Origin of the sequence: Prosthecobacter sp. (assembly GCF_044236155.1) — a bacterium.
GTDB lineage: Bacteria > Verrucomicrobiota > Verrucomicrobiia > Verrucomicrobiales > Verrucomicrobiaceae > Prosthecobacter.
In genome coordinates this window covers 1-26,068 of record NZ_JBIIHA010000002.1, presented here as the reverse complement: position 1 = coordinate 26,068, position 26,068 = coordinate 1, and the positions used below count along the sequence as shown (strand labels likewise).

Annotated in this window: 27 protein-coding genes; 13 read left to right on the top strand and 14 right to left on the bottom strand. The window is 62.0% G+C overall.

Annotation, left to right across the window (positions count from 1 at the left end):
• Positions 1-40 precede the first annotated feature (40 nt).
• Complete coding sequence (locus ACILSE_RS01930; protein WP_395715653.1) at positions 41-910, top strand: AraC family transcriptional regulator; 870 nt, start codon at positions 41-43, stop codon at positions 908-910.
• A 6-nt stretch (positions 911-916) separates the two neighbouring features.
• Here ACILSE_RS01930 and ACILSE_RS01925 read toward each other — a convergent pair whose 3' ends face one another.
• The 5 genes from ACILSE_RS01925 to ACILSE_RS01905 are packed head-to-tail and all read right to left on the bottom strand — an operon-like array spanning position 917 to position 8,397.
• Positions 917-2,383, bottom strand: a complete 1,467-nt coding sequence (locus ACILSE_RS01925; protein ID WP_395715652.1) for a sulfatase — start codon at positions 2,381-2,383, stop codon at positions 917-919.
• Positions 2,384-2,434: 51 nt separating this feature from the next.
• On the bottom strand, positions 2,435-2,731 hold the full coding sequence (locus ACILSE_RS01920; protein WP_395715651.1) for a hypothetical protein: 297 nt from the start codon (positions 2,729-2,731) through the stop codon (positions 2,435-2,437).
• A gap of 15 nt (positions 2,732-2,746) precedes the next feature.
• Positions 2,747-3,421 (bottom strand): zinc-ribbon domain-containing protein, encoded by a 675-nt coding sequence (locus ACILSE_RS01915; RefSeq protein WP_395715650.1) that lies wholly within the window; start codon positions 3,419-3,421, stop codon positions 2,747-2,749.
• Positions 3,422-3,423: 2 nt separating this feature from the next.
• Positions 3,424-4,668 (bottom strand): hypothetical protein, encoded by a 1,245-nt coding sequence (locus tag ACILSE_RS01910; RefSeq protein WP_395715649.1) that lies wholly within the window; start codon positions 4,666-4,668, stop codon positions 3,424-3,426.
• A gap of 21 nt (positions 4,669-4,689) precedes the next feature.
• On the bottom strand, positions 4,690-8,397 hold the full coding sequence (locus ACILSE_RS01905) for an RDD family protein (RefSeq protein WP_395715648.1): 3,708 nt from the start codon (positions 8,395-8,397) through the stop codon (positions 4,690-4,692).
• A gap of 172 nt (positions 8,398-8,569) precedes the next feature.
• Between ACILSE_RS01905 and ACILSE_RS01900 the strand changes: the two genes are divergently transcribed.
• Positions 8,570-9,547 (top strand): hypothetical protein, encoded by a 978-nt coding sequence (locus tag ACILSE_RS01900; RefSeq protein ID WP_395715647.1) that lies wholly within the window; start codon positions 8,570-8,572, stop codon positions 9,545-9,547.
• 7 nt (positions 9,548-9,554) lie between these two features.
• Here ACILSE_RS01900 and ACILSE_RS01895 read toward each other — a convergent pair whose 3' ends face one another.
• The 5 genes from ACILSE_RS01895 to ACILSE_RS01875 all read right to left on the bottom strand — a co-directional run bounded on the left by ACILSE_RS01895 (position 9,555) and on the right by ACILSE_RS01875 (position 13,225).
• Positions 9,555-10,301, bottom strand: a complete 747-nt coding sequence (locus ACILSE_RS01895; RefSeq protein ID WP_395715646.1) for a hypothetical protein — start codon at positions 10,299-10,301, stop codon at positions 9,555-9,557.
• Positions 10,298-11,374, bottom strand: coding sequence for a hypothetical protein (locus ACILSE_RS01890; RefSeq protein ID WP_395715645.1), 1,077 nt, complete (start codon positions 11,372-11,374; stop codon positions 10,298-10,300). Before ACILSE_RS01890 ends, ACILSE_RS01895 begins: the two co-directional genes overlap by 4 nt.
• Positions 11,375-11,384: 10 nt before the next feature.
• Positions 11,385-12,386 carry a hypothetical protein gene (locus tag ACILSE_RS01885; RefSeq protein WP_395715644.1) on the bottom strand — a complete coding sequence of 334 codons (1,002 nt, stop codon included), beginning with the start codon at positions 12,384-12,386 and terminating at the stop codon, positions 11,385-11,387.
• Positions 12,387-12,464: 78 nt separating this feature from the next.
• On the bottom strand, positions 12,465-12,845 hold the full coding sequence (locus ACILSE_RS01880; RefSeq protein ID WP_395715643.1) for a hypothetical protein: 381 nt from the start codon (positions 12,843-12,845) through the stop codon (positions 12,465-12,467).
• Between the two features lie 65 nt (positions 12,846-12,910).
• The gene (locus ACILSE_RS01875) at positions 12,911-13,225 is read right to left on the bottom strand and encodes an ArsR/SmtB family transcription factor (protein WP_395715642.1); all 315 of its coding nucleotides are present in this window, start codon (positions 13,223-13,225) and stop codon (positions 12,911-12,913) included.
• Between the two features lie 88 nt (positions 13,226-13,313).
• Between ACILSE_RS01875 and ACILSE_RS01870 the strand changes: the two genes are divergently transcribed.
• Entirely contained in the window at positions 13,314-14,426 is a 1,113-nt protein-coding gene (locus ACILSE_RS01870; RefSeq protein WP_395715641.1) for a GTP-binding protein, read from the top strand.
• A gap of 9 nt (positions 14,427-14,435) precedes the next feature.
• Here the strand turns inward: ACILSE_RS01870 and arsA are convergent, their stop codons facing one another.
• Both arsA and arsD read right to left on the bottom strand, forming a co-directional pair.
• The gene (gene arsA / locus ACILSE_RS01865) at positions 14,436-16,232 is read right to left on the bottom strand and encodes an arsenical pump-driving ATPase (RefSeq protein ID WP_395715640.1); all 1,797 of its coding nucleotides are present in this window, start codon (positions 16,230-16,232) and stop codon (positions 14,436-14,438) included.
• A complete protein-coding gene (gene arsD / locus ACILSE_RS01860) occupies positions 16,229-16,561 on the bottom strand; it encodes an arsenite efflux transporter metallochaperone ArsD (protein WP_395715639.1) in 333 nt (110 codons plus the stop codon). Before arsD ends, arsA begins: the two co-directional genes overlap by 4 nt.
• A gap of 94 nt (positions 16,562-16,655) precedes the next feature.
• Here arsD and ACILSE_RS01855 point away from each other — a divergent pair, with 94 nt between their 5' ends.
• From ACILSE_RS01855 to ACILSE_RS01835, 5 genes are all read left to right on the top strand, one after another.
• Positions 16,656-16,964 carry an ArsR/SmtB family transcription factor gene (locus tag ACILSE_RS01855; protein WP_395715638.1) on the top strand — a complete coding sequence of 103 codons (309 nt, stop codon included), beginning with the start codon at positions 16,656-16,658 and terminating at the stop codon, positions 16,962-16,964.
• Between the two features lie 6 nt (positions 16,965-16,970).
• Positions 16,971-17,450, top strand: coding sequence for a DUF6428 family protein (locus ACILSE_RS01850; RefSeq protein ID WP_395715637.1), 480 nt, complete (start codon positions 16,971-16,973; stop codon positions 17,448-17,450).
• 1 nt (position 17,451) lies between these two features.
• Positions 17,452-18,093, top strand: a complete 642-nt coding sequence (locus tag ACILSE_RS01845; RefSeq protein WP_395715636.1) for an MIP/aquaporin family protein — start codon at positions 17,452-17,454, stop codon at positions 18,091-18,093.
• A 133-nt stretch (positions 18,094-18,226) separates the two neighbouring features.
• A complete protein-coding gene (locus ACILSE_RS01840; RefSeq protein ID WP_395715635.1) occupies positions 18,227-18,682 on the top strand; it encodes an arsenate reductase ArsC in 456 nt (151 codons plus the stop codon).
• An 8-nt stretch (positions 18,683-18,690) separates the two neighbouring features.
• Positions 18,691-19,692 (top strand): glycosyltransferase family 2 protein, encoded by a 1,002-nt coding sequence (locus tag ACILSE_RS01835; protein WP_395715634.1) that lies wholly within the window; start codon positions 18,691-18,693, stop codon positions 19,690-19,692.
• 1 nt (position 19,693) lies between these two features.
• Here the strand turns inward: ACILSE_RS01835 and ACILSE_RS01830 are convergent, their stop codons facing one another.
• Complete coding sequence (locus ACILSE_RS01830; protein ID WP_395715633.1) at positions 19,694-20,611, bottom strand: hypothetical protein; 918 nt, start codon at positions 20,609-20,611, stop codon at positions 19,694-19,696.
• A gap of 205 nt (positions 20,612-20,816) precedes the next feature.
• Between ACILSE_RS01830 and ACILSE_RS01825 the strand changes: the two genes are divergently transcribed.
• The 3 genes from ACILSE_RS01825 to ACILSE_RS01815 all read left to right on the top strand — a co-directional run bounded on the left by ACILSE_RS01825 (position 20,817) and on the right by ACILSE_RS01815 (position 23,075).
• Positions 20,817-21,164: a P-II family nitrogen regulator gene (locus ACILSE_RS01825; protein ID WP_395715632.1), complete on the top strand. Its 348-nt coding sequence runs from the start codon at positions 20,817-20,819 to the stop codon at positions 21,162-21,164.
• 165 nt (positions 21,165-21,329) lie between these two features.
• The gene (locus ACILSE_RS01820; RefSeq protein ID WP_395715631.1) at positions 21,330-21,962 is read left to right on the top strand and encodes a DUF47 domain-containing protein; all 633 of its coding nucleotides are present in this window, start codon (positions 21,330-21,332) and stop codon (positions 21,960-21,962) included.
• A gap of 18 nt (positions 21,963-21,980) precedes the next feature.
• Positions 21,981-23,075 carry an anion permease gene (locus tag ACILSE_RS01815; protein ID WP_395715630.1) on the top strand — a complete coding sequence of 365 codons (1,095 nt, stop codon included), beginning with the start codon at positions 21,981-21,983 and terminating at the stop codon, positions 23,073-23,075.
• A 57-nt stretch (positions 23,076-23,132) separates the two neighbouring features.
• Here the strand turns inward: ACILSE_RS01815 and bioA are convergent, their stop codons facing one another.
• Positions 23,133-24,428 carry an adenosylmethionine--8-amino-7-oxononanoate transaminase gene (bioA, locus tag ACILSE_RS01810; RefSeq protein WP_395715629.1) on the bottom strand — a complete coding sequence of 432 codons (1,296 nt, stop codon included), beginning with the start codon at positions 24,426-24,428 and terminating at the stop codon, positions 23,133-23,135.
• A gap of 251 nt (positions 24,429-24,679) precedes the next feature.
• Here bioA and ACILSE_RS01805 point away from each other — a divergent pair, with 251 nt between their 5' ends.
• Together ACILSE_RS01805 and ACILSE_RS01800 are read left to right on the top strand one after the other, a co-directional pair.
• On the top strand, positions 24,680-25,471 hold the full coding sequence (locus tag ACILSE_RS01805; protein WP_395715628.1) for a hypothetical protein: 792 nt from the start codon (positions 24,680-24,682) through the stop codon (positions 25,469-25,471).
• 167 nt (positions 25,472-25,638) lie between these two features.
• A complete protein-coding gene (locus tag ACILSE_RS01800; protein ID WP_395715627.1) occupies positions 25,639-25,899 on the top strand; it encodes a helix-turn-helix domain-containing protein in 261 nt (86 codons plus the stop codon).
• Positions 25,900-26,068 lie beyond the last annotated feature (169 nt).

Sequence of the window (26,068 nt, the reverse complement as noted above, 5' to 3'; positions counted from 1 at the left end):
ACAACCACCGTGTGTTATGCTAAACGGAAATCGCTTACACATGCCCCGACCACCCGAAATCACCGCCGATGCCTGGCGCAGCCTGCGCTGCGAGTGGCTGTGGGTGTATCGCGGGGCGGTGCCGGTGTGCGGGGTGTGGTCGGCGGAGATTCCGGTGCCGGCGGGCGTGTTTTTTGTGGAACAGGGCAGCGGACGGATTCGAGCGGATGGAAAAGAGATCGCCGTGAAGCGTGGCGAGGCCTTTTTATCCGCACCGGGGCCGCGACAGCATTGGTTTGCGCCGGGGACGCGGTTGCTCTCGGTCGGGTTTCGCTGCCTGTGGCCGGATGAGCGACCGGTTTTCCGCGCGGGGCTGAATTTCGCCGCGAAGTTGGCCAAACTGCGCACCGCGACGCTCGAACTCTTCCGCCGCGTGCATCGCGGGCGCAGAGCGGTGACGTTTCGCGAGGCGGTGAAGCCCGCGACAAAGGCGCTGGCAACATGGTCGGCGCGAGAGGCGGCGTTTTTGGAATGGTTCGCGGTTTGGAGCGAGGTGCTGAATCAAAACGGCATCGAACCGGAGCCGCGTGTGGCCGCGAAGGGCCGTCGTAGCCGCGTGGAGCAACTCATCGCGTGGCTGGACACGCGGCCGCTCGATCAAACGATGCCGACTTTGCCGCCGAACTTCGCCTTGGGCCTGCGCCGGGCGGATCAACTGCTCCAGCAGCACCTTGGCACGAGTTTGCGCGGTCATTTGGAGCGTCGCCGACTCGACGCGGCCCGCGAACGCGTGCTGGCGGGTGAAGGCACGCTGAAGCAGATCGCCTTTGAGCTGGGCTTTCGCCATGCCTCGCACTTCACGGCGTGGTTTCGCCGGCAGGTGGGCGTTTCGCCATCGGTGTATCGCACGGGCGGGATGGAGGCAGCGTGATGGTCACTACCTGGCCTTCGGCTTGTTCGGGATTTGCGGTTTGGCCTCGGGATGTGTGGCGAGGAGTTTGCGCAGAGCGGCGACGACTTCAGGCTGCTCGGTGGCGAGGTTCTTGGTTTCCGCCGGATCGGCTTCGTAGTCGTAGAGTTCGAGAAGGGCCGAATCGGCAGGCGCACCGGGCTTTTTCCACTCCACGAGCCGGTGGCGTTGCGTGCGGATGGCGCGACCGATGCGACCTTCGCCGCGCGGATAGACGTGGATGGCGTGGTCGCGCGTGCTGGTGCCCGGATTCTTCAAAACGGCGGCGAAACTGCGGCCGTCGCCTTGTTTCGGTGCGGGCAGAGAAGCGAGTTCGGCGAGCGTCGGGTAGATGTCGCATGATTCGATCAGCGCCTGCGTGCGCTGGCCGCCGGAGATGCCGGGAGCGGCGACGATCACCGGAATGCGCGTCGCTTGCTCGTAGTTCGTGTGCTTGCACCACATGCCGTGATCGCCGAGATGCCAGCCGTGGTCGCCCCAGAGCACGATGATCGTGTTGGCGGCCAAACCGCTGGCGTCGAGCGCATCGAGCACCTTGCCAAGCTGCGCGTCCATGTAGCTCGTGGCGGCAGAGTAGCCGTGGATGAGATGAATTGCCTGCTCCTTCGTCACCGAGCCTTTTTCGGGCATGTCTTTGTATTGGCGCAGTTCGCCCCAGGTGCTCGGTGCGAACTCTGGTGCCCCTTCGGGCGCTTTTTGCAGCTCCGGCAGCTTGAAACTGACCGGATCGTAGAGGTCCCAGTATTTCTTCGGTGCCACAAACGGCAGATGCGGCTTCAAAAAGCCCACGGCGAGGAAAAATGGCTCTGCAGGCTTCGCTTTGGCCGCGGCGAGGCGTTTGATCGCTTCCTCCGCGATCATCCCGTCGCCGTAGCGATTGTCCGGCACGTCAGCGGATTCGGTGGGGGCGCCGCGTGGCAGCTTCCAGGCCTCTTTTTTGTTTTCAAACAACGCCTGTTCGCGAGTGGACTCAGGCGGATTGTTTTCTTTGAGCGCGTAGCTGATGGTCTTCGGGCTGTAATGCGGCACGCTCCACGACGCGGTGTCGTTCACGTTGCCATGACCGACGTGGAAAATCTTCCCGAGGCCCTCGGCGCGGTAGCCGTTCGCCATGAAGTGCTGCGGCAACGTCACTGCGTCCGGCGCGCCTTGGCGGAAATTCGTGCTAAGCTCATAAATCCCGAGCGATTGCGGCCGCAGGCCCGTGAGCAGCGCATTGCGCGAAGGCGAGCACACGGCCTGATTACAATATGCCTTCTCAAAGAGCACACCGCGCTTTGCCAGGCGGTCGATGTTCGGTGATTTCACCAACGGATCGCCATAGCAGCCGAGCACGGGCTTCAAATCATCCACGCAGATAAGCAGAACGTTGGGCTTGGATGCCGCGAGCAGTGAGGAACCGAAAACGAGAACGAGAGAGGAAAGGCGGAGCATGAGGCCGTCAAAACGCGTGGAGCCAAACCATCTTGCGATGCGATCTGAAGCTCATTTTCCGCGGCCGCTGAGGCGGCGGCAGATGTCCATGAAAGCACCGGCGAGGAGCAGCAGGCCGAAGACGCCGCTCAGCCCGGCGAAAGCCAGCGTGATGCGTGAGGCGATGTCTTGCGGCACCATGCGGGCGAGGCGTTGCGTCGGTGTGGCGGAGAGGAGCTCGCGTGGCGGCCCTTCCGGCGCGGTGAGCAATGCCCAGGCGAGAAAGGCACCAAAGGCGACAAAGCCCAGCCCGAGCCAGAAGAGCAGCGCGGTGCTGGCTTCGTTGGAGTTGTTGCGCGCCGGCTTCATGGCTTCGTGCCGAAATCAACCTTCGAGATCCTCGAAAGACTGGATGGTCCAGCCTCCGGGGCCGAGGACAAGTGTGTAACTGCGCACCGCGCCGGCGTCCTTCGGGCCGACGATGACGGTGGCCTGACGCCCATCGTTGGATTTTTCGAGGACGACGACGGTCTCGGGCTTGCCATTCGGCGCGGTGACGCGGACCTCAATGTGTGTGGGCGTGGATTTGGGCGAGCCGACACGAATGTTGCCATTGGTGAGACGGTGCGCCTCGTCCAGGAAGTGAATGTAGGCGACCTCGACAGGCGGCGTGCCTTTGTCATCGAACGCACCCACGGGATCGGAAAGAATCGCCGGCTTGTCCGGTGACGTGGTCACTCCAGCAGGAGGACCGCCTGCCTTTCCTTTTTTGAGCTGTTCATACAACAGACCTCCGCCCACGCCGAGCACAGCGGCGACCAGGATGACGATGATCATTGGCAGGCTTTTCGAGGACTGCTGTTGGGTGCGCTCGATCGCGGTGAACGTGGCTGCGGGAGAAGGAGCGGGTGCGGGAGGCGTTGCCGCCGGCACAGTGACCGGTGGTGGCGCGGATGGTTCCTGCGCGATGCGATGGCCGCATTGATCGCAGAACGCGCTGCCGGGTGTGAGCGGTGCGCCGCAGTGACTGCAAAAAGATGGCTGGATGGTATCAGACATGATCAGGAGACAGGTGCGCCGCAGTGGCCGCAGAATTTGGACGTGGCTTTGGCGAGCGGTTTGCCGCACTGCTTGCAAACGGGAGGCGCGTTTGCCGGCAGTGGTGGTGCCGCTGCGGCAGGCTTGGGCTCAGACGCGGGAGCAGCGTGCTTTTGCACGGCTTCCGCATGCGCGGGCGTGCCGCAGGTGGGACACACTTCCGCTTCCATGGCGTAGCGCGCACCACAAACGGTGCAGGTGCGTTTGGCCGAAGGAGCCGGTGCGGGAGCGTTTGTTGAAACAGGCGCGGCCGGTTTCGCAGGACCGACATGGAGCAGCTCCGCGAGCAAGTTGCGCGCATCCGCCAAAGTGAGAGACGCGAGAGCGCTTTCCTTTCCGCCGACATCGAGGAGATGCAGGTCGTGCGGCGAGCGAACAAGGAGCACCGCCTCATGCGTCTCGATTTCGGCGTCGTTTTGACTGGTGAAACGCAGGCCGATCTTCGTGAGATGATGGCGGAAGGCCGCGGCGAAGGCGAATCCGGCAGGAGTGAGCGCGTAGTCGCCGCCTTCGGGTTTGATGAGATCATGCGCGACGAGGTCGGCGAGCGCGGGAGCGAGTTCCTCGGCCCAGGGCATCACTTCGACGGAATGCGGCAGCACCTTGTCGAAGAAATAGAGCGGCCAGCGGAAGTCCTCCGTGGAGCCTTCGTGCATGACATCTGGCAGGACGTTGGGATCAAAGCTCACCGGCGACTCGACATGACCGAGGCAGGCATGCAGGTGCGCGGCCTGGAGCAGGTGCAGGATGCCGAGGAAGAGCAGCGACGAGGAGGTGTTCAGGCAGCAGCGGTAAGGCGTGCTGCGCAGCGGCGTGTCAGACTGGAGCACCTCCATGAGCACTCGCAGCAGTTCCTCCGGCTCGACGAGGCGCAGATGCCACTGGGTGCCGCCAAAGAACATGAACGTCCACGCCGGGCCGGTGGCGGGATGCCAGGCGAGAATGACGCGGCGCACCTCGAGATCGCCGAGCGTGTAGTGAAGCGTGCCGGCGCGGCCCGGATTGGCCACGGCGGAAATCATCGCGGTGGTGATGTTTCGCCTTTCCGGGGCGAGTTGCTCCAAAAAAGCCTTCACACCGTCCTCCACCTCCGGCGTGGGCAGCACACGCGGCAGGCGCGAGAGGTTGCCATAAGGCTCGCCGATGAGCGATGAGGCTGCGACGAGTTCCGCGCCGGTGGCGACGAGATCTTTGCCTTCGTAGTTCATGAGCGTGGAGTGGATGGGAGGTTAGTTTTGATCGAGAGCGCCCTTCGTCACGGTCTGACCGAGGATGCGGCCCATGTAGCCGGGCTTGGGAGGCTTGGGTTTGAACTTCTGCAGGCTCTCCAGCGTGCCGGACATTTGCTGAACCACTTTTTCCGGCGTGTAGCCAATTTGCGCGAGCTTTTGCTCCACCTGCGCGGGAGAGAGGCCGCCCTCCGCCTCCTTGCCGCACTGCTCCATGATGCTGACAGCTTCTTGAAGTTTTGGCGGCACTTTGGCCACTTTCGCACCCATTTCAGCATTCAGCGCGTCCACGCGGCCTTGGATCTGGTTTTTGAACTGCTTTGTCGTCTGGCGGAAACCTTCCTCCATCTTGGCCTCGGCGGCGGCGGAGAGGTTGTCCGCATGGTTCTGGAGTTCAGCGGCTCTTTCCAGGTTTCCGGCGGCGGCCTCCTGTTGGGCGAGTTTTTTGAGCTCAGACGCGTCCTTTTGCATCTGCTGGGACTGGTTGCGCCATTCGTATTGCTTGTGCTCCATTGTCTTGCCGACGCCTTCGACGTCACTGAAATCACGGCCGCGCACGTTGCTGTTGGTAGCGGTTTGAAGGTCCTTGTCACCGGTGCCGTAAGCCTCCGCGTCGAGCCGGTCCGTGACGGACTGGTCCATTTTGTGGGCGTAGTCATCGACCTTCGCCCTGTCGATGATGGGCTTGCCAGCCTTATCGAGCTTCCGGGTGCCGTTGAGATGCTTTTCATAGGGCAACTCGCCGCCGTGCCGCGCCTTGTAAAACTCTTCATTGTAGATGCGCTTTGCATCCGCTTTGGGCACATCGACTTTGCCGATGAATGGCTGGCCTGTGCGCGGATCAATGCCTTTCTGTGGCACACGATAGGTCACGTCCTGGTCAAAGCTGGCCTTCTTAGGATCGACCTCGGGCACCTTGCCGGGTCTTTGAGTGAAATCATCTCCACGAGTCAGCGGTGTTCCCTTTGGTTTTTTCGCGATAGCGCTGGGATCAGGCTTCGGCACCAGGCCTGGCTTGTTGGTGGGCTGCACGACTTTCACATCGTCGGGATGCACGCCATACTCCAGCGAGATGCGCTCCTTTGCGGCCATGTGTGCCTGGTTGTAGGACTGGCCGAGATCCTCGCTGAAGCCTTTGCGCACGCTGTCCGCGGCCTCTCCCTGGCGGACGTTCAAGGCCTGCATGGCGCGCTTGTCCTGCTGCACGGCATCGAGCTTCTTGCGCAAATCAGCCATGCTTTCGGGGGTGGGATTCTCGCGATGCTTGCCCATCGCCTCCTCGAGCTCATTGACTTTTTTATGGCCCATCTCACGACCTTTCTCGAAGGCCTCCGTGCGGTCTTTGACCGCAGCATCGGAAGGGCCGTCCAACTTCGTGCTGGGCAGGTCTGGGTTTTTGGGCTTTGGCCCGCCCACGAGATCTTTCGCGTCTTGATTCAGGAACTTGCCGGCCTGTTCGAGCCGTTTTTTGGCGGCGCGATCAAAGTTCGTGCCTTTCAAGGTGGCATCGTAGGCCGCTCCGGCGGTCTTTCCGGTCACGGCCATGCCTTTTTCCATCACACGTCCGACGCCTTCGTCGAAGATGACCTTGCCCGCGGCATTCGTGAAGGCCTCCATGCCGCTCTTGCCCGCCATGACGTCATCATGCACGCCGTACATTTTCTCCGCGACCTCCATGCCATACTCCGACTGGCCGCCAGTTGCGACGCCGAGCAATCCGCGCAGCGCCATCGCCTTGTAGGAGGTCTCGCCATCGGAGTTTGTGCCGGTGAAAACTTCGCGGGCGGTGCTTTGAGCGCCTTCTTGGACCCAGTTCGTCTCGCGGGCCTCTTTGCGTGACGTTTCCGCCTCCATCTCCTTGCCGACGAGGCTGGGGATTTTCTTAATCTGCTCCTGCGAGGGCGGTTTGCCCGCGAGCAGGTTCTTGGACATCTCGTTGAGCTTTTCGAGCATCTTCTCCGATTGTCCGTCGGTGTAGCTGAGATTTCCCTGGGCTTGGAGATTACGGATGGCATCGGCGGTCTTGTGGATGTCCTGCAAGGTCTGCGCCTCCTGCTTGTGCTGCTGCACCATCTGCTCCAGCACGGGGTCAGGACGCCAGATGTCGCGCTGGCGCGCGGTGTAGTCCACAGTGGCACCTTTCTCGGAGAGCTCGCGGTTGATGCGGTCGCGCTCCTTGCTGAGGCGCTCGATTTCTCGATCCTGCTCACTGCAATCGCGTCCCGAGGCCTTCAAGCCATCGCGGATGGACTGGATGAAGCCGATCTGCTCGACGGTGTTTTTGTAGTCATCCTGCTTCAGCCGCGTGTTCTCCTTCTCCGTTTCCTGCTGCAGCTTGTCCATCTGCGTCTGCCAGTACTTGTAAGCGTCCGCCTCGTTCGGGAAGAAGTGCTCCTTGCCGTCGGTGTCCTGCACCATCCAGCCTTCGCCTTCTTTGCCCTCGCCGGGGGCAAGACCTTGTCCGACGGTTTCGCCTGCGGTTTGACCGATCGCATTTCCCACGCCCGTGGCGGTGCCGACGACCGTGCTTTGGCCCACGAGGTTCAGCCCGCCCTCCGCCGCGAATCGCGAGGGATCCGCGCCCCACTCGGACAAGCCGGAGTCGTCCGCCAGGAGGTCGTCACAGGCCCAGAAAGCCAGCAAACCAGCGGCGATGCCGGTGCCGGGCAGCGCGGGCGGTGTGTTCCCGCGCCGTGTGCTGCCACCGCGCAACACGCCGAGGATGAAACCGAACATCGAGGCGACCGATCCCCACAAGGCCGTCGCCACCGGGAAGAAGAAGGTCGAGGACGGCGCGGACTTCGACAGCGTGGGCACCATCAGCATCGTGGGAAACTCCGCCACGTCGTTGTAGCCGCCGCTCAGCCCCACGGTGGAGAAATGGATGATCATGCCCAGCGCCGCGCCTTGCAGGAAGGCCTGCGTCTTCGATTTGATCATGCGCACCGGGTAAAGCAGCAACTGCTTGAAGGAGAACCTGCCCTTCTCATCAAAGATGCCGCTCGCGCTCTTCACAAACTGCAGCAGCAGCCGCGGCGCCTTGCGCAGCAGCTCCTTCGCGTGCAGTTCGCCTGCCGTCCAGGCGGGATGATGCGCGGCGGCGGCGTCAAACCGCGCCACCGTGCAGCCGGAGACGCGGTCATGCAGGCCGCGCATGCCCAGCGCGGAGAGCAGCACCATCACCTGAATGCCGCCGCCGAGCAGAAACACGAGCCGGTTCAGCAGCCAGGGTTCGTTCCGCATGGGCGAGCCCAGCTGGATCTGCCACAGCACCATGCACAAAAACATCGCGCCAGTGAAGACGCCGATCTTGATCATCCAGCGCTTCTTCAGCATCACAAAGCCCGGCTTGCCGCCCTCCGCGGTCACCACGCGCACCCCGGCGAGGCGTTTGCCCGGCGATCTGCCGCCGACGACCTCCGTGAACCAATACAACGCCGCCACCAGCAAGGGCAGCCATGGCAGCAAGGTCGTCGTCTGGCCTCCGAACGGCAGCGGATAGCGCCAGCCGGACCACGCGGACTCCCAGATCATGTGGCCGATCAGCCAGGCGCCCGCGTAGATGAGGCCTGCGTCGATCAAATCTGCCTTCACCCGGTCCGCCAAACTCGCGGGCGGCAGCGCAGGAGGTGGCGTGCCGCCTCCAAGCACGACATGGACAGGTCCTGCGAGGGGTGGATGCGTGGAAGGCGCTTCCAGGACCGTCACTGTTTTCCCGCAAGACGGGCAAAACTTCGCCCCCGGCGCCACAACCGAGGCGCAGTGGTTGCATTTGAGCACCGGAGGTTCTTGTGCTGGCTTGGCCATACGAGCCAAGCTGCCTTCGGCACGCAGGCACCACAATGCCAACCATCCTGCCAGAATTGCGCACCACGATCCAATGAACACCTTCTTCCGCCCTCTGCCCCTGGCCGCCTGGCTCGCCAGTTTCGGCTCCATCGCGCTGCTGATCTGCCACGTCGCCGGAATCAGCACGATGCACGCGTTGCTCCTGCCCGTCGCCCTGCCTTGCTCACTGGTGATTCTCGCGGTGTGGTGGTTTTCGTCATCGAAAGGCGATCGCTTTCTCACCGAGCGGCTGCGCCTGGGATTCGTGGGCGGCTTATGGGGCACGGTGGGCTACGACGCGGTGCGTGTGCCGCTGCACCTGATGGGCCTGAATCCCTTTCCACCCATCCGCGCCTACGGCATGTGGGTGTCTGGCCTTGATCACGCCACGCCGTGGACCGACCTCGCTGGCTTCACCTATCACATCAGCAATGGCATCACCTTCGGCTGGATCTACGCGCTGCTCATGACGGGGCGTCATTGGGGCTGGGGCGTGCTGTGGGGCCTCGGCCTGGAGGCGATGGCTGTCATCACGCCCTTCGGTGAGCTCTTCGGGCTTCGCGCCTTCTCGCAGACTGTCATCATCGCCTTCGTCGCGCATCTCTTTTACGGCTATCCGCTCGGCCGCGTGTGTCAGGATCGAAAAACGCGTGGATGGGGCGTCTCGCTGCCGGCGTCCGGCACGGCCATCCTCGCGCTCGCCGCGTGGTTTGTGCTCGCCTGGCAGCCGGTGGCCGCGTATCCCGAACTGGGTGACCGCATGATCCGCATCGGCCCTGCCGCCATCTATCCCGGCGTGCGGGACGTGCACCTGCCGGCAGGAGCCGCGCTCTCGCTGAGCAATGAAACGGATCGCGAGCTCAAAGCACGGCTGCGCAGCACCAAGGAAGGCCACCATGGCACCGGCGTGGAGATCGTGCTGCCGCCCAAGGCCGTGACCGCGCACTCGCTGCCCGCCGCGGGCCTCTACCAGCTCGCGGTGCCCGGCGAGCCATGGCGCAGCGTGTGGGTCTTTGCCTGGGATCGCTGATCCCCGCCTAAATTTGAACCGCAGGCGGCTTGTCGCGCTTCAGCTTCGTCAGTTCCGCCGCGGCAAGCTCCGCCTTGCCCATCTCACTCTCCGGCACCGGCAGCAGCACCTGCTCCTCCTGAATGCCGGCACGGGTGATGAACGCATAATTCACACGCAGCCAGCGGCGGCCCTCCTCCTCTTCCAATTGGGCGCCTTGCAGCCAGGAGCCCGGCATGGACCACGAGTGCAGCTCGTCACCGAGCATCACGCACTCTTTTCCCACGCGGGCGCACATTTCCACTCCGCTGAGCCGGCGCAGCCGCGCACCAGGTGTCAAAGTGGCCGCCAGACCCGTGAGGACCATCATCAGCAGCATGATCGCCGCCACCCACACTCCCGCCTCGGGATCATACACCATGAAACCGACGCCAAAGAGCACGCAGAAGAACCACACGATGCGCAGCAGCGCCTTCTTGGCCGATTTTTCCTCCTCATACTGGAGCTGCAAAATCTCACGCCACAGCTCCGCCGGGATCTTCCACTCCGTGATGAATTCCCCCGTGCCGCTCACAAGCCTCGCGGCCAGTTTGCCGCGGCTGCGGAACATCAGCGCGGTGATAAACGCCGTCAGCGACCCAAAACCGCACAACACGATCATCGCAAAGCCGCCGTTCATCATGTCCCAGTCGCCCAGCGACGGCACAAAGCAGGCAAGGAAAAAGATCACGGTCACGATCCAGGCGCGGCGAGCGATTTTGAAGTCTCGGTTCATGGTTGGGTGGGGATGAGTTTCACGTCGTCAAAATACACCGGGCCTTCCATCCAGATCGCCTCCACGCTCACGCTGACGACCTTTTGCGGCAGGTCGTAGAATGCGAACTCCATCTCACGCCACTGGCCCGTGGGCCGCACGATGGCGTCCCGGATGATTGAGTTGCCGATGTCATTCACCAGCCGCACACGCAGGCGGATGCCCTCCGGCACGTGCCCGTCGTCAAAGCGGATGAGTTTCGTGCTCATCGGATGCAGCAGCCGCAGGGAGATCGTGGCCTCCGGTGTTCCCGGTGGCAGCCGCAGCGGCAGGTCAAAACTCATCTCATCCGGCCCGGTGATGCACGCGATGTGATTTCCCTTCCGTGTCGGATCAGCCACGATGACCGCTGTGTCACTGTTCGGGCCGCTGGTGGCCGTGGACTCGAAGTCTCCGCCTGGGATCGCTGCTTGCGCAGAGTTGTTCTTCGAAGCGGGCACCTGCGCCACCGCGCCCGATGTCAGGCCGCGATGCGCCAAAAACTGCTCCACAGGCACATACTCGCCTGAAACCGGCTCCATCCACTCGATGCGCTGCTCCGTGCGTGAGATGCGAAACAGGCCGATCATCGGGCTCACGTTCGGATCATAGCCCGAGTCCTCGGAATGCGTCTCACGCAGCGCCACCTCCGACCAGCCCTCCGCGTCATACGGCTCCGCGTGCATCGTCATGCCCACACCGCGCGGCATCGACTTCCGCAGTTCCAGCAGCCACGGTTGCTTTTGCAGCCAAAGCGTCGCGTCAGCGAGATCCTCGGCTGCTTTCACCGCTGGATCAGCCGGAGGCGCTGCCGGAGCCGCGGACGCGGCTTTGATGAGGCCCATGAGGCGTTCACGTTGCGTGAACAGGCCAAACGCGATCCCGCCTGCCACCAATGCCGCGATGATCAATCCGAGCGGCGAGACACCACGGCCCGGAGGAGCCGCAGGCACGGGCTGAACCACGTTTTCCGCGCCGCATTGCTCGCAAAAACGCGTCCCGGCGGCCAGCGGGGCGCCGCACTTCGCGCAGGCAGGTGTTGGATTCGGGTTCATCTTCGAAATCTCACGGTTCAATGATTTCCACCTGCAGGCCGTCATTCGAGATCTGCACCTCCACCACGGGCTGGCCTCTCAGGATGGCCGACTCGGCCTTCGCTCCGCCGACCACGCGCAACTCCATTTGCGCCATCGCCTCCCGGTTTTCCGGCGTCGTGAAAAACACATCCACATCGTCCTCCCGGTCGCGATGCGTGCCACGGTGCACGTTCGCACGATCCTGCCGCAGCACCTCCAGCACGTTCTTGAGCGGCACGCCCGTCGAGTTCGCATGATCCGCCGCGCTGAGTTTTGCCCGATAGGAGTCCGGTCGCACACCAGCGGATTCATCGCCGCCCGCTCCCAGCGCCTCGGGCGTCTCGATCCAGCGCACCAGTTCGAAGCCATCCCCCTTCGTGGCAAGCACGGCGACAGCCATCATCATGCGTTCACCGTCCGTGCTCTGGGCAAGGCTTGCGAGCTTCACCACCCAGCCGCCTTCCGCGCTCGTGCCGATCCACTTTTCCACCCAGTAGGACGACGAAGACGGCCTTTCCGACCATCGAAAGGCCGCGCCCTTCTGCGCCTTGCCGGTCAGCGCCTTGGACTGGTGGGGTTTGAACGCCGTGCCGGTCCATTTCAGCATGCGGAAATAGGTGGGTGAGACATCGCTCTGCGGTGCCGGCGCGATCAACTCCACCGTGCCATCCTGATCCACATCCGCGGCAAACTGCGGCAGGCTGATGCCGAAATCCCACTCCCCGAAGGCCAGCGGGTGCTCGGTGTCCAGCTCCTCAGGACTGCGCCACAGCACGCTTCCTCGCGCATCTTTGACAAGAACTTGGTAAAAGGTGCCAAGCTGGTTGTCCGCGCCCAGTTTGCGCCGGGAAATCATCTCCGCCGTCCCGTCACCATCCAGATCGGCCTGCACGATCACCGGCTCCTCCGGAAACTCCTCCGCGCCAAGCTGGGCGACGGGCATCACCGCGAGAGCAGCAAGAACCAGACAGGCAAAAGTCGGCTTTTTCATAGGCACATACTACTCGGGCCCCGTCCGGGTCTCCAACCGGCGCTTGGGCACTCCGGGGCCATTCTTGCCACCCGCATCTCAATCGTAGAGCACCGTCCGCCGTGCCTTCAGCGAGGCTTTTCCGCATTTGGGGCAGTGCTTGAAGTCCTCGATCTGCTCGATCTTCACAAACGGTCCCTGGCAGGACTGGCAGCGGAAAATCTCCCGCAAGCGCCCAGTCAACGCATCCCAGAACCGCGCCGGCGCACTCCTTGGCTTTCCATCGCGTTTCCACGTCACGGAAACGACCTTGGCGCACTTCGGGCAGTAGCCGGTTGCTTCTTCAAACATCCGTCCGCCGCCAATGCCGATCGACGCGGTGAATCCGCACTTCGCGTCCTCGCAACGCAGATCATATCCGGTCCCCGCATGCGCGGAACCCCACAGCGCCACCAGCAGTAAAAAGCAGGCAAGTCTCATGCTTGGAGCCTACAACCCGCCCAGGCATTCTCGCTGGCCTTCAATGCGCATTCTTTGCGCTTGCTTCAGTCTGGCAGCTTGTCGAAATGAAACTGACAGCAGCCGAGATCGAGCGTTTTGGCGTTGTTCGAGAGCTTCTCGCGGAAGGCGGTGGCGAGGGCGTAGATGCGCTGCTGGCCTTGTTTCTCGACTTCGAGCAGGCCCGCTTCTTTGAGCACGCGGAGGTGCTTGGAGACATTGTAGGGCGTGACGTGAAGCGTGTCGCACAGCTCCGTCACGGGCTTTGCCCCGGCGATGAGCTGCCGCACGAGGCGCAGCCGCGTCGGCTCGCCCAGGGCTCGCATGGCGCTGAGGCAGTCGAAGGTTTTGCGGGCGGGCATGCGGCGGAAATACAGTGTGGACGATTTTTGCGCAAGATGCGTGCTTGGCGCTTGTTTATTTGCCACATCTGGCAAATAAAAACAACCCATGTCCCAACGCGCACGCTACATCATGATCGGAGGCTTCCTCGGAGCCGGCAAAACGACCACCGTCGGCCGGCTGGCGCGGCATTTGAGCGATCAGGGGCTCAAGGTCGGCCTCATCACGAATGATCAAGCAGGTGGCCTCGTGGACACGAAGCTGCTGCGCGGTCAGGGCTATGCGACGGAGGAAATTGCGGGCGGCTGCTTCTGCTGCCGCTTCAACACGCTCGTCGATGCCGCCAGCAAGCTCACGACCAGAACGAAGCCCGATGTCTTCATCGCGGAGCCGGTGGGGAGCTGCACCGACCTCGTCGCCACGGTGACGTATCCGCTGCGCCGCATGTATGGCGATGCCTTCACCATCGCGCCGCTGAGTGTGCTGGTGGACCCGATCCGCGCCCGGCGTGTGTTCGGTCTCGATGACGGCGGCACGTTTTCATCCAAAGTGGCCTACATCTTCAAAAAGCAGCTCGAGGAGGCCGACATCATCGTCATCAGCAAAAGCGATCTCATCGACGAAACGCAGCGCGAGGAGTTGCGGGCCGTTTTGACGAAGGAATTCCCGCTCGCGAAGGTTGTCACGGCCTCGCCACGTCAGGAAACCGGCCTCGACGAGCTTTTCGCCAGCCTCATGACCGACGAGCAGGCGCGGCGCAATCCCATGGCCGTCGATTACGAAGTCTATGCCGATGGCGAAGCCCTCCTCGGCTGGCTGAATGCCACCGTCACACTGAAATCGGATGACGAGTTCGACGCGAACGACTTCCTCAAAAAGCTCGCCACGCATGTGCAGGGCCGCTTGCAGCTCGCAGGCGTCGAGATCGCCCATTTCAAGATGACCTTCAGCCCCGACGACGGCATCGCGGGCGAATTAGCGAGCATCAATCTCGTGCGCAGCGACTATGTGGCCGAACTCGGCATGGAACTCGACGAACCGAGCACCGGCGGCCAGTTGATCGTCAATCTGCGTGCTGAGGCAGATCCGGCGTCGCTTATGGAAGCCGTGAAAGCCGGCGTCGAAGCCACTGCATCGCAATTCTTCGGCCTCAAAGCCACGCTCGATCACGAAGAGCACTTCCGCCCAGGCAAACCGACGCCGACGCATCGGGATGCGTGAGGGATTCGCTCACGCCACCTCCGCATGCAGGCTTGATGCAGCGAGCGCGGCCAGCGCCTCCGGCCCGATGGGTTCCTCGGCCTGCCAGGGCAGCCAGGCGGTGCGGGTGGCTTGTTTTTCGATGACTTCGTCGATGTAGCGGTGCTCGGACTGCTCGCGGCGTTGCAGCAAAGGATCGCAGGAGCCGCTGTGGAGGAGGCTTTGATTGATGACCCACGCGTAGGGCTCGATGCGGGCACGGCGGAGATCGGCCTGGAGGGCGGCGGCTTCGTGCACGGGCGTGGCCTCGGGCAGGGTGATGAGGAGGATGTGCGTGAAAGCGGGATCACGCAGGTGTTCGAGGAGTTTCAGCACTTCCTCGGGCTGCGTGCTGCGGGCCTGGCGCTCGAGTTCGCGCTGGTAAGCCTCGCTGGCATCGAGAAGGAGCAGCGTGTGGCCGGTGGGCGCGGTGTCGAGCACGACGAAGCGTTTGGTACCTTGTCCCACTTCACGCGCAAAGGCGCGAAACACGGCGATCTCCTCCGTGCAGGGCGAGCGGAGGTCTTCTTCGAGCAAGGCGCGGCCTGCGGCATCCATTTGCATGCCTTGATTGGCCATGACCTCGGCGGTGTAGGCGGCGGTTTCGGCAGCGGGATCGATTTTGCTCGTCGTGAGGCCTTCCACCTGCCCGACAAGCGTTTGCGCGATATGCGCGGCGGGATCGGTGGTGCTGAGGTGGACGCTGTGACCACGTTTCGCGAGCAACACGGCGATCGCCGCTGCCACGGTTGTTTTGCCGACCCCGCCCTTGCCCATCGTCATGATGACGCCGTGCCCTTGCTGCTCGATGCCACTAACGAGATCGGCGAGGCTTTGCATCTCCGGCGCAGACCATTCGGCGAAAGTCGCATGAGGCTCGGTGGTTAAATCTTTGGTCAGCAAGGCTCTCAACCCACCGATGCCGAGGATGTTGATGGAGCGCAGCGGCACGATGAAGGCCGGCATGCTGTCGATGAAGGCCTGCGCGGCATTCAACGCAATCTCACCGCGCTGCTGCATGGCCTGCGCAGTGACATCCTGCGGATAATTCGTCGCGAACACGCCGTTGATGACAAGGCATTGATTCGCCACGCCGAGCGCCCGCAGCTCCTTCGAGGTGCGCTCGGCCTCTCGCAGCGCGGAGAGTTGCGGACGGCTCACGAGCACCAGCGTGGTCGCGGTGGCATCCGCGAGCGTGTTCACGGTGGCCTCGTAAATGCCGCGCTGCTTTTCCAATCCGGCCAGCGGGCCGAGGCAGGAGGTGCCGCTGGTGTTTTTATCGAGAAACTGGTCCCAGGCCTTCGCCAGGCTCATGAGCCGCAGCGTGTGGCCGGTCGGTGCGGTATCGAAGATGACATGGTCATAAGCCTTCGCGGCATTCGGATCACCAATGAGGCCGGAGAACTCGTCAAACGCCGCGATCTCCACCGTGCAGGAGCCGGAAAGCTGCTCCTCCATGCTGCGTAGCGCCGCCTCGGGCAGCAGGCCGCGCATGGGGCCGATCAAACGCTCGCGATACGCCGCAGCGGCAGCCACGGGATTGATGTTGAGCGCATCGAGGCCCGGCGCAGCCACAATGGGCGTGGGCGCGTTCGTGAGCTTTGTTTCGAGCACCTCATCGAGGTTCGACGCGGGGTCCGTGCTCACCAGCAGCACGCGTTTGCCTGCCTCCGTGAGCTTCAAGGCCACAGCGCAGGACAGCGAGGTTTTTCCCACGCCACCTTTGCCGGTGAAAAAGAGGAAGCGTGTCGCCGTGGCGGCATCAGGCTGGTAAGCGGGCAACTTCATGATTTGGCCTCCTCCGGGATGCCCAGCGCCGCGCGGAAGAACACCGGACGCTCGTCATGGTTCGGATAGCGGCCCTTCATATAAACCTCGCCGTCGATGAAGATGACTGGCAGCACCGTGGCGCCCTCTTTTTCGAGCAGCGCCTTCACCGCCGCGTTCTTCGCAAAGGCCATCGGCTGCTGCCCCAGGTTCTGGCGCTCGATTTTCACGCCCATGTTCGCCAGTTGCGACAGCGCCGCCGCGAAGTTCACAAGATCAGGATCAATATTCGGCCCACAAATCCCCGTGGAGCAGCACATGGGCGGATCAAAGACCTGGATGGTTTTCATGGAGTGACGCTCGCCCTGTTGGTCAGCAAGTAAAGCCCGGTCACTGAGCGAAACTTGTTGCCCGCCCGCTTTATTTGGCTAATTCGCCAAATACATGCCCACCACGAAGAAAAAGCTCGAAGACCGCGCCGCCGTGATCAAGGCGCTCGGGCATCCGTCGCGCCTGCTCATCGCGGAGGCACTCATGAAGGGCGAAATGTGCGTGTGTGACCTCAAAGACCTCGTCGGCGCGGACATGTCCACCGTTTCGAAGCACCTCACGCTCATGCGCGAGGCTGGCGTGCTGAACTGCGAGAAGCGCGGCCTGAACATTTACTACTCGCTTGCCTGCGACTGCCTCGGCGACTTCCTCCGCTGCGTGGACCGGCTGGCCTGCGGCGGCAAAAAAACCACCTGCTGTTGATTCCTCATGACCATCGCTGACTTCCTCACCCAACTCCGGTCGCATGCGGACAAACCGCTCGCCTTCGTCCTTCCCGACGGCGGCCTGATCCCCGCGCACTTTCACATCACCGAGGTGGGCCACGTTATGAAGCGCTTCATCGACTGCGGTGGCACGCGGCGCACGCTGGAGACCTGCCTGCTGCAAACCTGGGTGCATGACGATGTCGATCATCGCCTCCACGCCGGCAAACTGGCCACCATCTTCGACAAAGCGGGCGATGTGCTGCCAAATCATGAGCTGCCCGTCGAAATCGAATACGAAGACGGCGTCGTGGCGCAGTTCCCGGTCGAGAGCGCAGAGATCATCGATGGCTCGCTGGCCTTCCGCTGCGGCTGGAAGCACACCGATTGCCTCGCCCGCGGCATTTGCCTGCCCGGCGAGTGCTCTCCGACACCGCAAAGCCTGCCACAAACCTGCTGCACGCCGGGTTCCAAATGCTGCTGACATGAACAAGCTTCTCTCCGAACTCCTCGGCACCTTCATCCTCGTCTTCGCAGGCACGGGAGCCATCGTCATCAACGACGTCAGCGGCGGGGTGATCGGCCACGCGGGCATCGCGCTGACCTTTGGCCTCGTGGTGATGGCGATGATCTACACGTTTGGCGATGTCAGCGGTGCGCACCTCAATCCGGCCGTCACGCTCGGTTTTGCTGTCGCAGGCCGTTTTGAATGGAAAAGCGTTCCCGGCTATGTTTTGGCCCAAATCGCCGGTGCCCTCGCCGCAAGCGGTGTGCTGCATTTGCTGTTCCCCGCGCATGACAAACTCGGCGCGACGCTTCCCAGCGGCTCCGCGATGCAGAGCTTCGTGTTGGAGCTCATCCTCACCGCCATCCTCATGCTGGCCATTCTGCGCATCTCCACTGGTGCGAAGGAAAAAGGCATCACGGCGGGCATCGCCATCGGTGGAATCATCGCGCTCGAGGCGATGTTCGCCGGACCGATTTGTGGCGCGTCGATGAACCCGGCCCGCTCGCTGGCTCCGGCCATTGTCTCAGGCCAGTTCGAGCATCTTTGGATCTATCTCACGGCCACGGTGCTCGGCGCGTTCGTTGCCGTGCCGCTGGCCAAAATGACGAAACCAGAATGATGAATGCCGAATGAATGCCCAAGCCCCAATGCTCCAACGGCACACTAACTTCGTCATTCCCTCCTTCGGACTTCATTCGTCATTCTAAATTCCTCATTCGTCATTTCGACAGCTCCAAGATTTCTTTCTTCCCATGACCACCATCAAACCCCTCGTCCTCATCCTCTGCACCGGCAACTCCTGCCGTTCCCACCTTGCCGAAGGCCTGCTGCGCCATGTGGCGGGTGACATCCTCGAAGTTGCCAGCGCTGGCTCGAAACCTGCGGGCTACGTGCATCCGCTCGGCATCAAGGCGATGGCGGAAATCGGCATCGACATCTCCGCGCACACGAGCAAGCACATGAACGACTTCCTCGTCCGCGACGTGGAGACCGTCATCACCGTCTGCGGCAACGCCGATCAGGCCTGCCCGATGTATCCCGGCCAGCTCAACCGCCACCACTGGCCCTTCGACGACCCCGCCCACGCCACCGGCAGCGAGGACGAAATCATGAACGTCTTCCGCCGCGTGCGGGATGAGATTAAAGCCGTGTTCACCGCCTATGCGGATGGTCGGCGCGATCAGATGAAGCGCCCGTCAGCCGTCTGATCGACCCCATGCCCGGATCTCCCGCCATCTCGGTCCTGATGCCTGTTCGCGATGCGCGAGAGACGGTCGAGGCGGCGATTGAAAGTGTGCGCGGGCAGACCTTGGCGGATTGGGAGCTGGTCATCGTGGATGACGGTTCGCAGGATGGCACGACGGCATTGCTTGAACACGCAGCGCATGCGGACACGCGGGTCGTTTTGATCAAGCAAGAGCCGAAGGGCATCGTGGAGGCGTTGAATCGCGGGCTTGGGGCATGCAGAGGCGAATTCATCGCGCGGATGGATGCTGACGATTCGATGGACGTGCGGCGGTTGGAGGCACAGAGGGCGTTTTTAGCCGCGAATCGCGATTTCGGGCTCGTTTCGTGCCGTGTGAAGTTCGGCGGGACGGAGTCGGGTTATGCTGCGCATGTGGACTGGATCAATGCGTTGACGAATCATGAGGACATGAGCTTGCGACGCTTTGTGGAGGCACCGGTGGCGCATCCGAGTGTGATGTTCCGGCGTGAGTTGATCACGAAGCACAGCGGCTACCGCGATGGCGGTTTTCCAGAGGATTATGAGCTGTGGCTCCGCTGGCTGGAGGCGGGCGTGCGGTTTGGAAAGGTCGATGTGGAGCTGCTCACGTGGAACGATCTGCCGCAGCGCTTGTCGCGCACAGATGGACGCTATTCAGTGGAGGCCTTTTATGAGATGAAGAGCCTGTACTTGGAGCGCTGGCTGGCTGCGCATGCCGCAGGCCGCGAGGTCTGGCTGTGGGGTGCGGGAAGGGTCACCCGGCGGCGGTTTGATGCCCTGGCGGAGGTGATCACGGGTTTCATCGACGTGGATGAGACAAAGCGAGGTCAACATCGCGACGGGCGGGTGGTTCGCATGGCCGATGACCTGCCGGTGCGTGAAACGAGCTTCATCCTGGCTGGCGTGGCTGCCCGTGGTGCTCGGGAGGCGATTTATGAGCACCTGACACAACGCGGTTGGGTCGAAGGGCATGATTTTCTACTCGTAGCGTGACTCAGGGGGCCGCGGTGGGCTTCATCGAGACGAGACGAGTGGTGACCTGTTGGCGCACGGGCATGGGTTTGCCTTCGATTTTGAGCTGCAGGGTGGCGGAGAAGACGGCGAGGCTGATGGTCTTGCGATCCAGGTCGAAGAAGACGTGGCCGTTGACCTTGGAATCTTCGCCGAGAGTGACAGGGCGCTCGGTGTCGAGGTCACGGCCGCTGGTGCTGTCTTTGTCCCGCTGGTTTTTCATGCTGCCTTCAAAGGAAATCTGGGCCTGCCGATGGCCTTCGCGATCGACGATGCCGTCGAATTTGGCGTTGAGCTTCACCTGCACGGTGCCGGCCTGGGGGAAGGGGACGATTTCGTCAGAGATCCATTTGTCGCCGGGACGGACGGGGATTTTCGGCAGGCCCATCTCCAAGGAGCGTCGGTAAAGGGTGGCGAGCTGGCGGGCATTGGCGATGGAGACGAGGTCGGGCTCGACACCGCCGGTGACCATGGAGGCGGTGTCTTTGGCGTCCAGAAAAGCACCTTTGTCATCATACACGAGGGTGAAACCGCGTCCGGCGGTGCCACCGAGGATCTGCTGGAGCGCGGGATGGGAGGTGGCAGGGCTTTTGGAGTCAAAAGTGTGGGTTTTACCCTCATAAATCATTTCACCGACGAGTTGCTCGATCATGACTCGAGCCTCGGTCTGGCCTTGGGCAGACTTTTGGACGCTGATGCCGGTGGTCTGCCGTAGGCGCAGCTTCTGGTCGCTGCTTTTGCCGAGGGCGGTGAGGAAGTTCGTAGTGTCCGTGTCGGATTCCTGGAGGTAGGTCTGGCCCGGCTCCCAGTGGAGTTTGAGCTCCACCGGGGTGTCATCCTGGGCCGGGGCGGAGGAGAGGCAGAGGAGCGTGGAGACCAGGAGCAGGGCGGGGCGGAACATGCGGGCGAGGTGTAAGCGCGTGGGCCTTGGTTTGCAACGCGGCACTCGATCCCGGCAGCGCGGGAACAAGGTTTGAAAAAAATCGGTTTGAGAGTTGGCACGGTTCCGGCTTTACCATGCTTCTGCAAAAGGTTAGGCCGGGAAAATCACTTCCCACGGTTCTGATCGTTGCAATTCGTGAACCACACTCCTAATTGCGTTAACCATGAAAAAAGTCGAAGCGATCATCAAACCGTTCAAGCTCGAAGATGTGAAGGAAGCCCTCTCCGAAGTCGGAGTTGAAGGCATGACCGTCGTGGAGGTCAAAGGATTTGGCCGCCAGAAGGGCCACACCGAAATCTACCGCGGCAGCGAATACACCGTCGATTTCCTCCCCAAGGTGAAGATTGAGGTCGTCGTCGATGATGGCCGTGCCGACACCGTGGTGGAGGCCATCGTGAAAGCTGCGAACACTGGCAAGATTGGCGACGGCAAGGTGTTTGTCAGCCCTGTGCTTGACGCCATCCGCATTCGCACTGGTGAGCGTGGTTCCGACGCTGTGGCCAGCAGCTAATTTACCCCCCAGAACCTGTTCTTTGATGCCCGCCCCTGGTTTAGCCAGGGGCGGGCATTATTTTGCAACAATTCCGGCACATGACGCGGGCTGGCCCGTGTTGACAGAGATGCCAGCCCTCGCTCTAACTGGCGCGCCCACAACCCTGGGCTCACATTCTCCCACATGATCTCCTTTCAAAAGCTCTTCGGCAAAACGGATGTGTTCTACGACCTGCTGGAGGCCAGCGCGGCCCAGGCCCGCCAGAGCGTCCAGGCCCTGAACAAGCTGCTCTCCCAGCCGGCTGACCCTGCCCAGACCATCGACGCCTTCTCCGCCACGCGTCGCGAGGACAAAAAAATCACCCAGCAGATCGACGAAGCGCTCTGCCGCACGTTTGTGACAGAGCTGGAACGCGAGGACATCGAGGCGCTGGCCAACGCGCTCTACAAAATTCCCAAGACCGTCGAAAAAATCGCCGAGCGTGTGTCCATCTGCCGCGAGCGCCTAGTCAATGTCGATTTCTCACGCCAGATCAAGTTCATGGACACTGCGGCCGAGGTCGTCGTGACCATGATCTCCGAGCTGCGCCAAAAGCTGCACCTCGAGCGCGTGAAGACCCTGAATGAAAAGATTCAGCAGGTCGAGGGCGACGCTGACAAGCTCATGCTGGACTGCCTGCGCGATCTTTATACCAAGGAGAAGGACGCCGTTCAGGTCGTCATCCTCAAGGATCTCTACGATCTCATTGAAAAGGTCGTGGACCGCTGCCGGGACGCGGGGAACGTCGTCGCCCACATTGTGCTGAAGAACTCCTGATCGCAGCGCCCGCGCCCCATGACCACCGCGTTGCTCCTGCTCTTCATCGTGCTGTTCGTCGTGCTCGCCTTCGAGTACATCAACGGCTTTCATGACACCGCGAACGCCATCGCCACGGTCGTCTCCACCAAGGTGCTCACGCCGCGGCAGGCGCTCGTGCTTGCCGCCGGGATGAACCTTATCGGTGCCTTCTTCGGTCAGGCCGTGGCCAAGACCATTCACAGCGGCATCGTCGATGACAAGGTCGTCGCCGTGACCACCATGACGATCCTCTGCGCCATGCTCGGCGGCATCGTCTGGAACCTGATCACCTGGTGGTTTGGCATGCCGTCCAGCTCCACGCATGCGCTCGTCGGCGGCCTCATCGGTGCCAGCGTGGCCTCGGCCAACGGGAACTGGCAGGTACTCATCTGGTCACGCGAGAAGATCGACAAAGTGAGCGGCAAGGTCAGCATGGAGGGCATTTACCACAAGGTGGTGATTCCCATGATCACCTCCCCGATGCTCGGGCTCCTCGTGGGCTTCTTCGTCATGGGTTTTCTCTTCTGGCTCATCCGCAACTGGCGTCCGCGCACCGTGAACTCGACCTTCGGTGGTTTGCAGATCTTCAGCGCCGCCTACATGGGCTTTGGCCACGGCATGGCCGATGCGCAGAAGACCATGGGCGTCATCATGCTCACGCTCTTCGGTGCCACGCAGGCTGGCGATCTTGATTCGTTGCCTGCCTGGCTCAGCTTCCTCAAGATTCCCGACAAAAACGCCAGCATCCCCATGTGGATCATCATGACCTGTGCCTTCGTCATGGCCGCCGGCACCTACGCGGGTGGCTGGCGCATTATCAAGACGCTCGGCCACAAGATGGTGAAGATGAAGCCCGTGCACGGTTTCGCTGCCGAGACCACTGCGGCGACCATCCTGGCCACCACCGGCTACATGGGCATGCCCGTCTCCACCACGCACACCATCACCACCTCGATCATGGGCGTCGGTGCCGCGAAGCGCTGGGGCTCCATCCGCTGGACGCTTGTCGAAAGCATCATCTGGGCCTGGGTCATGACCATCCCCGCCACGGCGCTGCTCGGCTGGGTGTTCTTCAAGCTGCTCGGTTCGTAGTAGCTTCGATTGGTAATCGAAGCCGATGTCCCAAACCGATTCGATTCACAATCGAATCTACATCACCTCAGCCAGCGCCGCCTTCAGCGCGCCAACCATGCGCTCGATCTCCTCGAGCGTGACGCAAAGCGGCGGCATCAGCACGAGGGTGTTGCCGATGGGACGGGTGAGCAGGCCGTGCTTGCGTGCGGCGAGGCAAATCTTCGCCCCCAGGCTCAAATCTGGGCCATCCACCGTCATCGCGGCGATCATGCCGCACTGACGGAAGGCAGGCAGATCGCGCATCAACTCGCCCAAGCGGGCGATTTTGGCCGGAAGCTGCTCCAGCACGCGTTCATCGCGAAAAACGCGCAAACTCGCCAGCGCCGCAGCGCATCCGAGCTGGCTGCCGGCATAGCTGTGACCGTAGAAAAACGTGCGGCCTTCGCTTGGATCACCGAGGAAGCCTTCAAACACACGCTCCGTCGTCAAGGTGGCCGCAAACGGCAGATAACCGCCGGTGATGCCCTTCGCGAGGCAGAGGAAGTCGGGGACCACCTCCTCATGCTCGCACGCAAACATCTTCCCCGTGCGGCCAAAGCCCGTCATGACCTCGTCGAGGATCAAAAAGACATCCTGTGCCACGCACCATCGATCCAGCGCCTTCAGCATGCCCTGTGGCCACAGGCGCATGCCTGCCGCGCCTTGGATGAGTGGCTCGATGATGACAGCCGCGATCCGGTTTGCATCGAGACTCGCCAGCTCCTCGACACATGACACCGTCACCACATGGTAGCCAAAATCATTGCCGCTGCCTTTGAAGAGCGGAATGCCACCGAGGCTCGCCGCGCCGAGTGTGTCGCCGTGATAAGCGTGATCAAAGGCCACCAGCGTGTCACTCTCCGGCCGGCCGTTCTGCTTCCAATACTGCAAGGCCATGCGCACGGCGGACTCGATGGCGGTGGAGCCATTGTCGGTGAAAAACGCCCGCGTCAGCTTCCCGCCGGGCACCAGCTCCACAAGTTCCTTCGCCAGCCGTATCGCCGGGTCGTGCGTGAAGCCGAGAAACGAAGTGTGCGCCACCTTGCCGAGCTGCTCGATGATCGCCGCGTTGATCACGGGATGATTGTGGCCGTGGATGTTCGTCCAGATCGACGCGTTGCCGTCGAGGTATTCGTTTCCAAACTGGTCCCGCAGCAGGCAGCCGCGTCCTTCCACCAGCATCAACGGCGTGTGATCCTCCGCGCACCACGGCCGCATCGGCGTGAAAGGGTGCCAGAGGTGGCGTTTGTCGAGTGATGCCAGGGAATCCATGCCGGGCGCTTCCATGCCCGGCACGCCGGGTCTCGTCAATGAGGCGGTTGGGGAGATCATTTGACCTCAGGTCCGGCTCAAGCTTGGAGCTTTGATGGCTCGATTTTGGATCTCCCGCAGATTCGGGGAGGCCGCCAGATGATCTCAAACGGCGGGGATCGCGGGGTGGATGCGTGGTCCCAGGAGAGCGCTCGCTTTCGCTCGGCACTCCGGGTGCTGCATGACGCAAGCCCGTTGGCCTTGCTTGGGTTTGTGATCCATGCGTAAACCTGCGTGTTTCCTTCGTTGTCTGCAAAGGGAATCGCGGGTGCATGCGCATGGTTTCGCAAGTTGATGAGCTTGAGTTGTCATGTTTTGTCATGCAGGCATGTGCCGCCTACTCATTGATTCGCATGAACTGCGGATCTGGACAAAAACTTGCGGTAGAACAAGTCTTGAACATCTGCGTTCTTGGCTCAAGTAATCCGGGTATGCGCACGCTTCTGGGCCCCTATCAAAAAGACACGCCGGAGGCAACGAAGCTTGAGGCCATGGATAAGCCCTGGGTAAGTGCGGTCGAACTTGCGGAGGTGGCCATTCATCTGGCGCAACTCAAGGGGATCAAGGAGCCCGATGTCGCCGGGGCTGTGGCGCTGCTCAAACACACCTGGCAGGCGCGCAACGCTCTCACACCCCTGGCATGTGCCGACATGCATTTGATCTGGGACTCAGGCATTCATACCGTTGAGGCCGTAAGTTCCATCGGCGTGCCAAACAAAGATTTTCCGGGCGCGTCGATGATCCGGCCTCCGCGTTCATATCCGGTCCCCCTCGACGAGGCGGTGCGGCATGTCAGTGGTGAATACAGCCGTAAACGCCGGACTGAATTCCGGCTCAGGATGCTGAACTGGCAACGCAGCGCCATGGGGCTGGCACCTTTTTCGGCTGAGCAGGCCGCCGTCGGCACCGCCGATGAGATTGAAGACGAGGCTGAGTTTTGGCATTTGGCGAAATGTCTCGCACCCTTCTGCCCGCGTTTTGCCAGGTTCTATAAGCCGTCTCAGGATGATGCCACAAAGTCAATAAAGGCATCAAAGCGCAACAAAGGCAGGAAAAGAGCTTGACTCGGGCTGGCGGCAAAACTGTCCGCCGTGGGGTGTTGATCTGGCAACTTACGGACGCGCTCTGACAACGGCAGGTCTTATTTCTGCATGAGTCTGGCATAACCGCAGTGCCTTCTTGCAAATGTGCCGCCAAATCTTGCACGGGGCCGGTTTGGTATCTTGTGCGCATGAACCAAAACTCATGCCAAAACAGACCACAGGAAGTGGTCAAGATGAACGCACCAGAGTGGTTGCGCGTCAGTGAAGCGAAGCGCTTGTTTGGGATTTCCAAGCCCAAGCTGTATCAACTCATTCATGCCGGCACCATTCGCTCGGCGGCTTTGCGAAGCCCGCAACAAGTTCGTGGCACGCGGCTGATCTCGAGCATGTCTTTGCGCACCTATATCGAAGCGCTGGCAGACGCTCAAGCCAAGGAGGGGCGGCCATGAGCTTCCGCATCCACGACGGCATCCACTTGCCCCGCTTTGCACACGAGATGCTCAGCGCCTGCCCCGCTACTGGAGGTGGCGTCCATCTGTGGCTCTTCCGTATGGCGCGGGTGCTGCATCCGTTTTTCGAGGACAAAGGTCGGATGGCCGACCTGCTTGCCCAAGCGTC

Coding starts and splice junctions, on each gene's coding strand:
- ACILSE_RS01925 (WP_395715652.1), bottom strand. CDS start 2,383: ATGCTCCGCCTTTCCTCTCTCGTTCTCGTTTTCGGTTCCTCACTGCTC.
- ACILSE_RS01915 (WP_395715650.1), bottom strand. CDS start 3,421: ATGTCTGATACCATCCAGCCATCTTTTTGCAGTCACTGCGGCGCACCG.
- ACILSE_RS01880 (WP_395715643.1), bottom strand. CDS start 12,845: ATGAGACTTGCCTGCTTTTTACTGCTGGTGGCGCTGTGGGGTTCCGCG.
- ACILSE_RS01850 (WP_395715637.1), top strand. CDS start 16,971: ATGACCATCGCTGACTTCCTCACCCAACTCCGGTCGCATGCGGACAAA.
- ACILSE_RS01845 (WP_395715636.1), top strand. CDS start 17,452: ATGAACAAGCTTCTCTCCGAACTCCTCGGCACCTTCATCCTCGTCTTC.
- bioA (WP_395715629.1), bottom strand. CDS start 24,428: ATGATCTCCCCAACCGCCTCATTGACGAGACCCGGCGTGCCGGGCATG.
- ACILSE_RS01815 (WP_395715630.1), top strand. CDS start 21,981: ATGACCACCGCGTTGCTCCTGCTCTTCATCGTGCTGTTCGTCGTGCTC.
- ACILSE_RS01930 (WP_395715653.1), top strand. CDS start 41: ATGCCCCGACCACCCGAAATCACCGCCGATGCCTGGCGCAGCCTGCGC.
- arsA (WP_395715640.1), bottom strand. CDS start 16,232: ATGAAGTTGCCCGCTTACCAGCCTGATGCCGCCACGGCGACACGCTTC.
- ACILSE_RS01885 (WP_395715644.1), bottom strand. CDS start 12,386: ATGAAAAAGCCGACTTTTGCCTGTCTGGTTCTTGCTGCTCTCGCGGTG.
- ACILSE_RS01870 (WP_395715641.1), top strand. CDS start 13,314: ATGTCCCAACGCGCACGCTACATCATGATCGGAGGCTTCCTCGGAGCC.
- ACILSE_RS01890 (WP_395715645.1), bottom strand. CDS start 11,374: ATGAACCCGAATCCAACACCTGCCTGCGCGAAGTGCGGCGCCCCGCTG.
- arsD (WP_395715639.1), bottom strand. CDS start 16,561: ATGAAAACCATCCAGGTCTTTGATCCGCCCATGTGCTGCTCCACGGGG.
- ACILSE_RS01855 (WP_395715638.1), top strand. CDS start 16,656: ATGCCCACCACGAAGAAAAAGCTCGAAGACCGCGCCGCCGTGATCAAG.
- ACILSE_RS01835 (WP_395715634.1), top strand. CDS start 18,691: ATGCCCGGATCTCCCGCCATCTCGGTCCTGATGCCTGTTCGCGATGCG.
- ACILSE_RS01820 (WP_395715631.1), top strand. CDS start 21,330: ATGATCTCCTTTCAAAAGCTCTTCGGCAAAACGGATGTGTTCTACGAC.
- ACILSE_RS01900 (WP_395715647.1), top strand. CDS start 8,570: ATGAACACCTTCTTCCGCCCTCTGCCCCTGGCCGCCTGGCTCGCCAGT.
- ACILSE_RS01895 (WP_395715646.1), bottom strand. CDS start 10,301: ATGAACCGAGACTTCAAAATCGCTCGCCGCGCCTGGATCGTGACCGTG.
- ACILSE_RS01830 (WP_395715633.1), bottom strand. CDS start 20,611: ATGTTCCGCCCCGCCCTGCTCCTGGTCTCCACGCTCCTCTGCCTCTCC.
- ACILSE_RS01910 (WP_395715649.1), bottom strand. CDS start 4,668: ATGAACTACGAAGGCAAAGATCTCGTCGCCACCGGCGCGGAACTCGTC.
- ACILSE_RS01800 (WP_395715627.1), top strand. CDS start 25,639: ATGAACCAAAACTCATGCCAAAACAGACCACAGGAAGTGGTCAAGATG.
- ACILSE_RS01875 (WP_395715642.1), bottom strand. CDS start 13,225: ATGCCCGCCCGCAAAACCTTCGACTGCCTCAGCGCCATGCGAGCCCTG.
- ACILSE_RS01840 (WP_395715635.1), top strand. CDS start 18,227: ATGACCACCATCAAACCCCTCGTCCTCATCCTCTGCACCGGCAACTCC.
- ACILSE_RS01805 (WP_395715628.1), top strand. CDS start 24,680: ATGCGCATGGTTTCGCAAGTTGATGAGCTTGAGTTGTCATGTTTTGTC.
- ACILSE_RS01920 (WP_395715651.1), bottom strand. CDS start 2,731: ATGAAGCCGGCGCGCAACAACTCCAACGAAGCCAGCACCGCGCTGCTC.
- ACILSE_RS01825 (WP_395715632.1), top strand. CDS start 20,817: ATGAAAAAAGTCGAAGCGATCATCAAACCGTTCAAGCTCGAAGATGTG.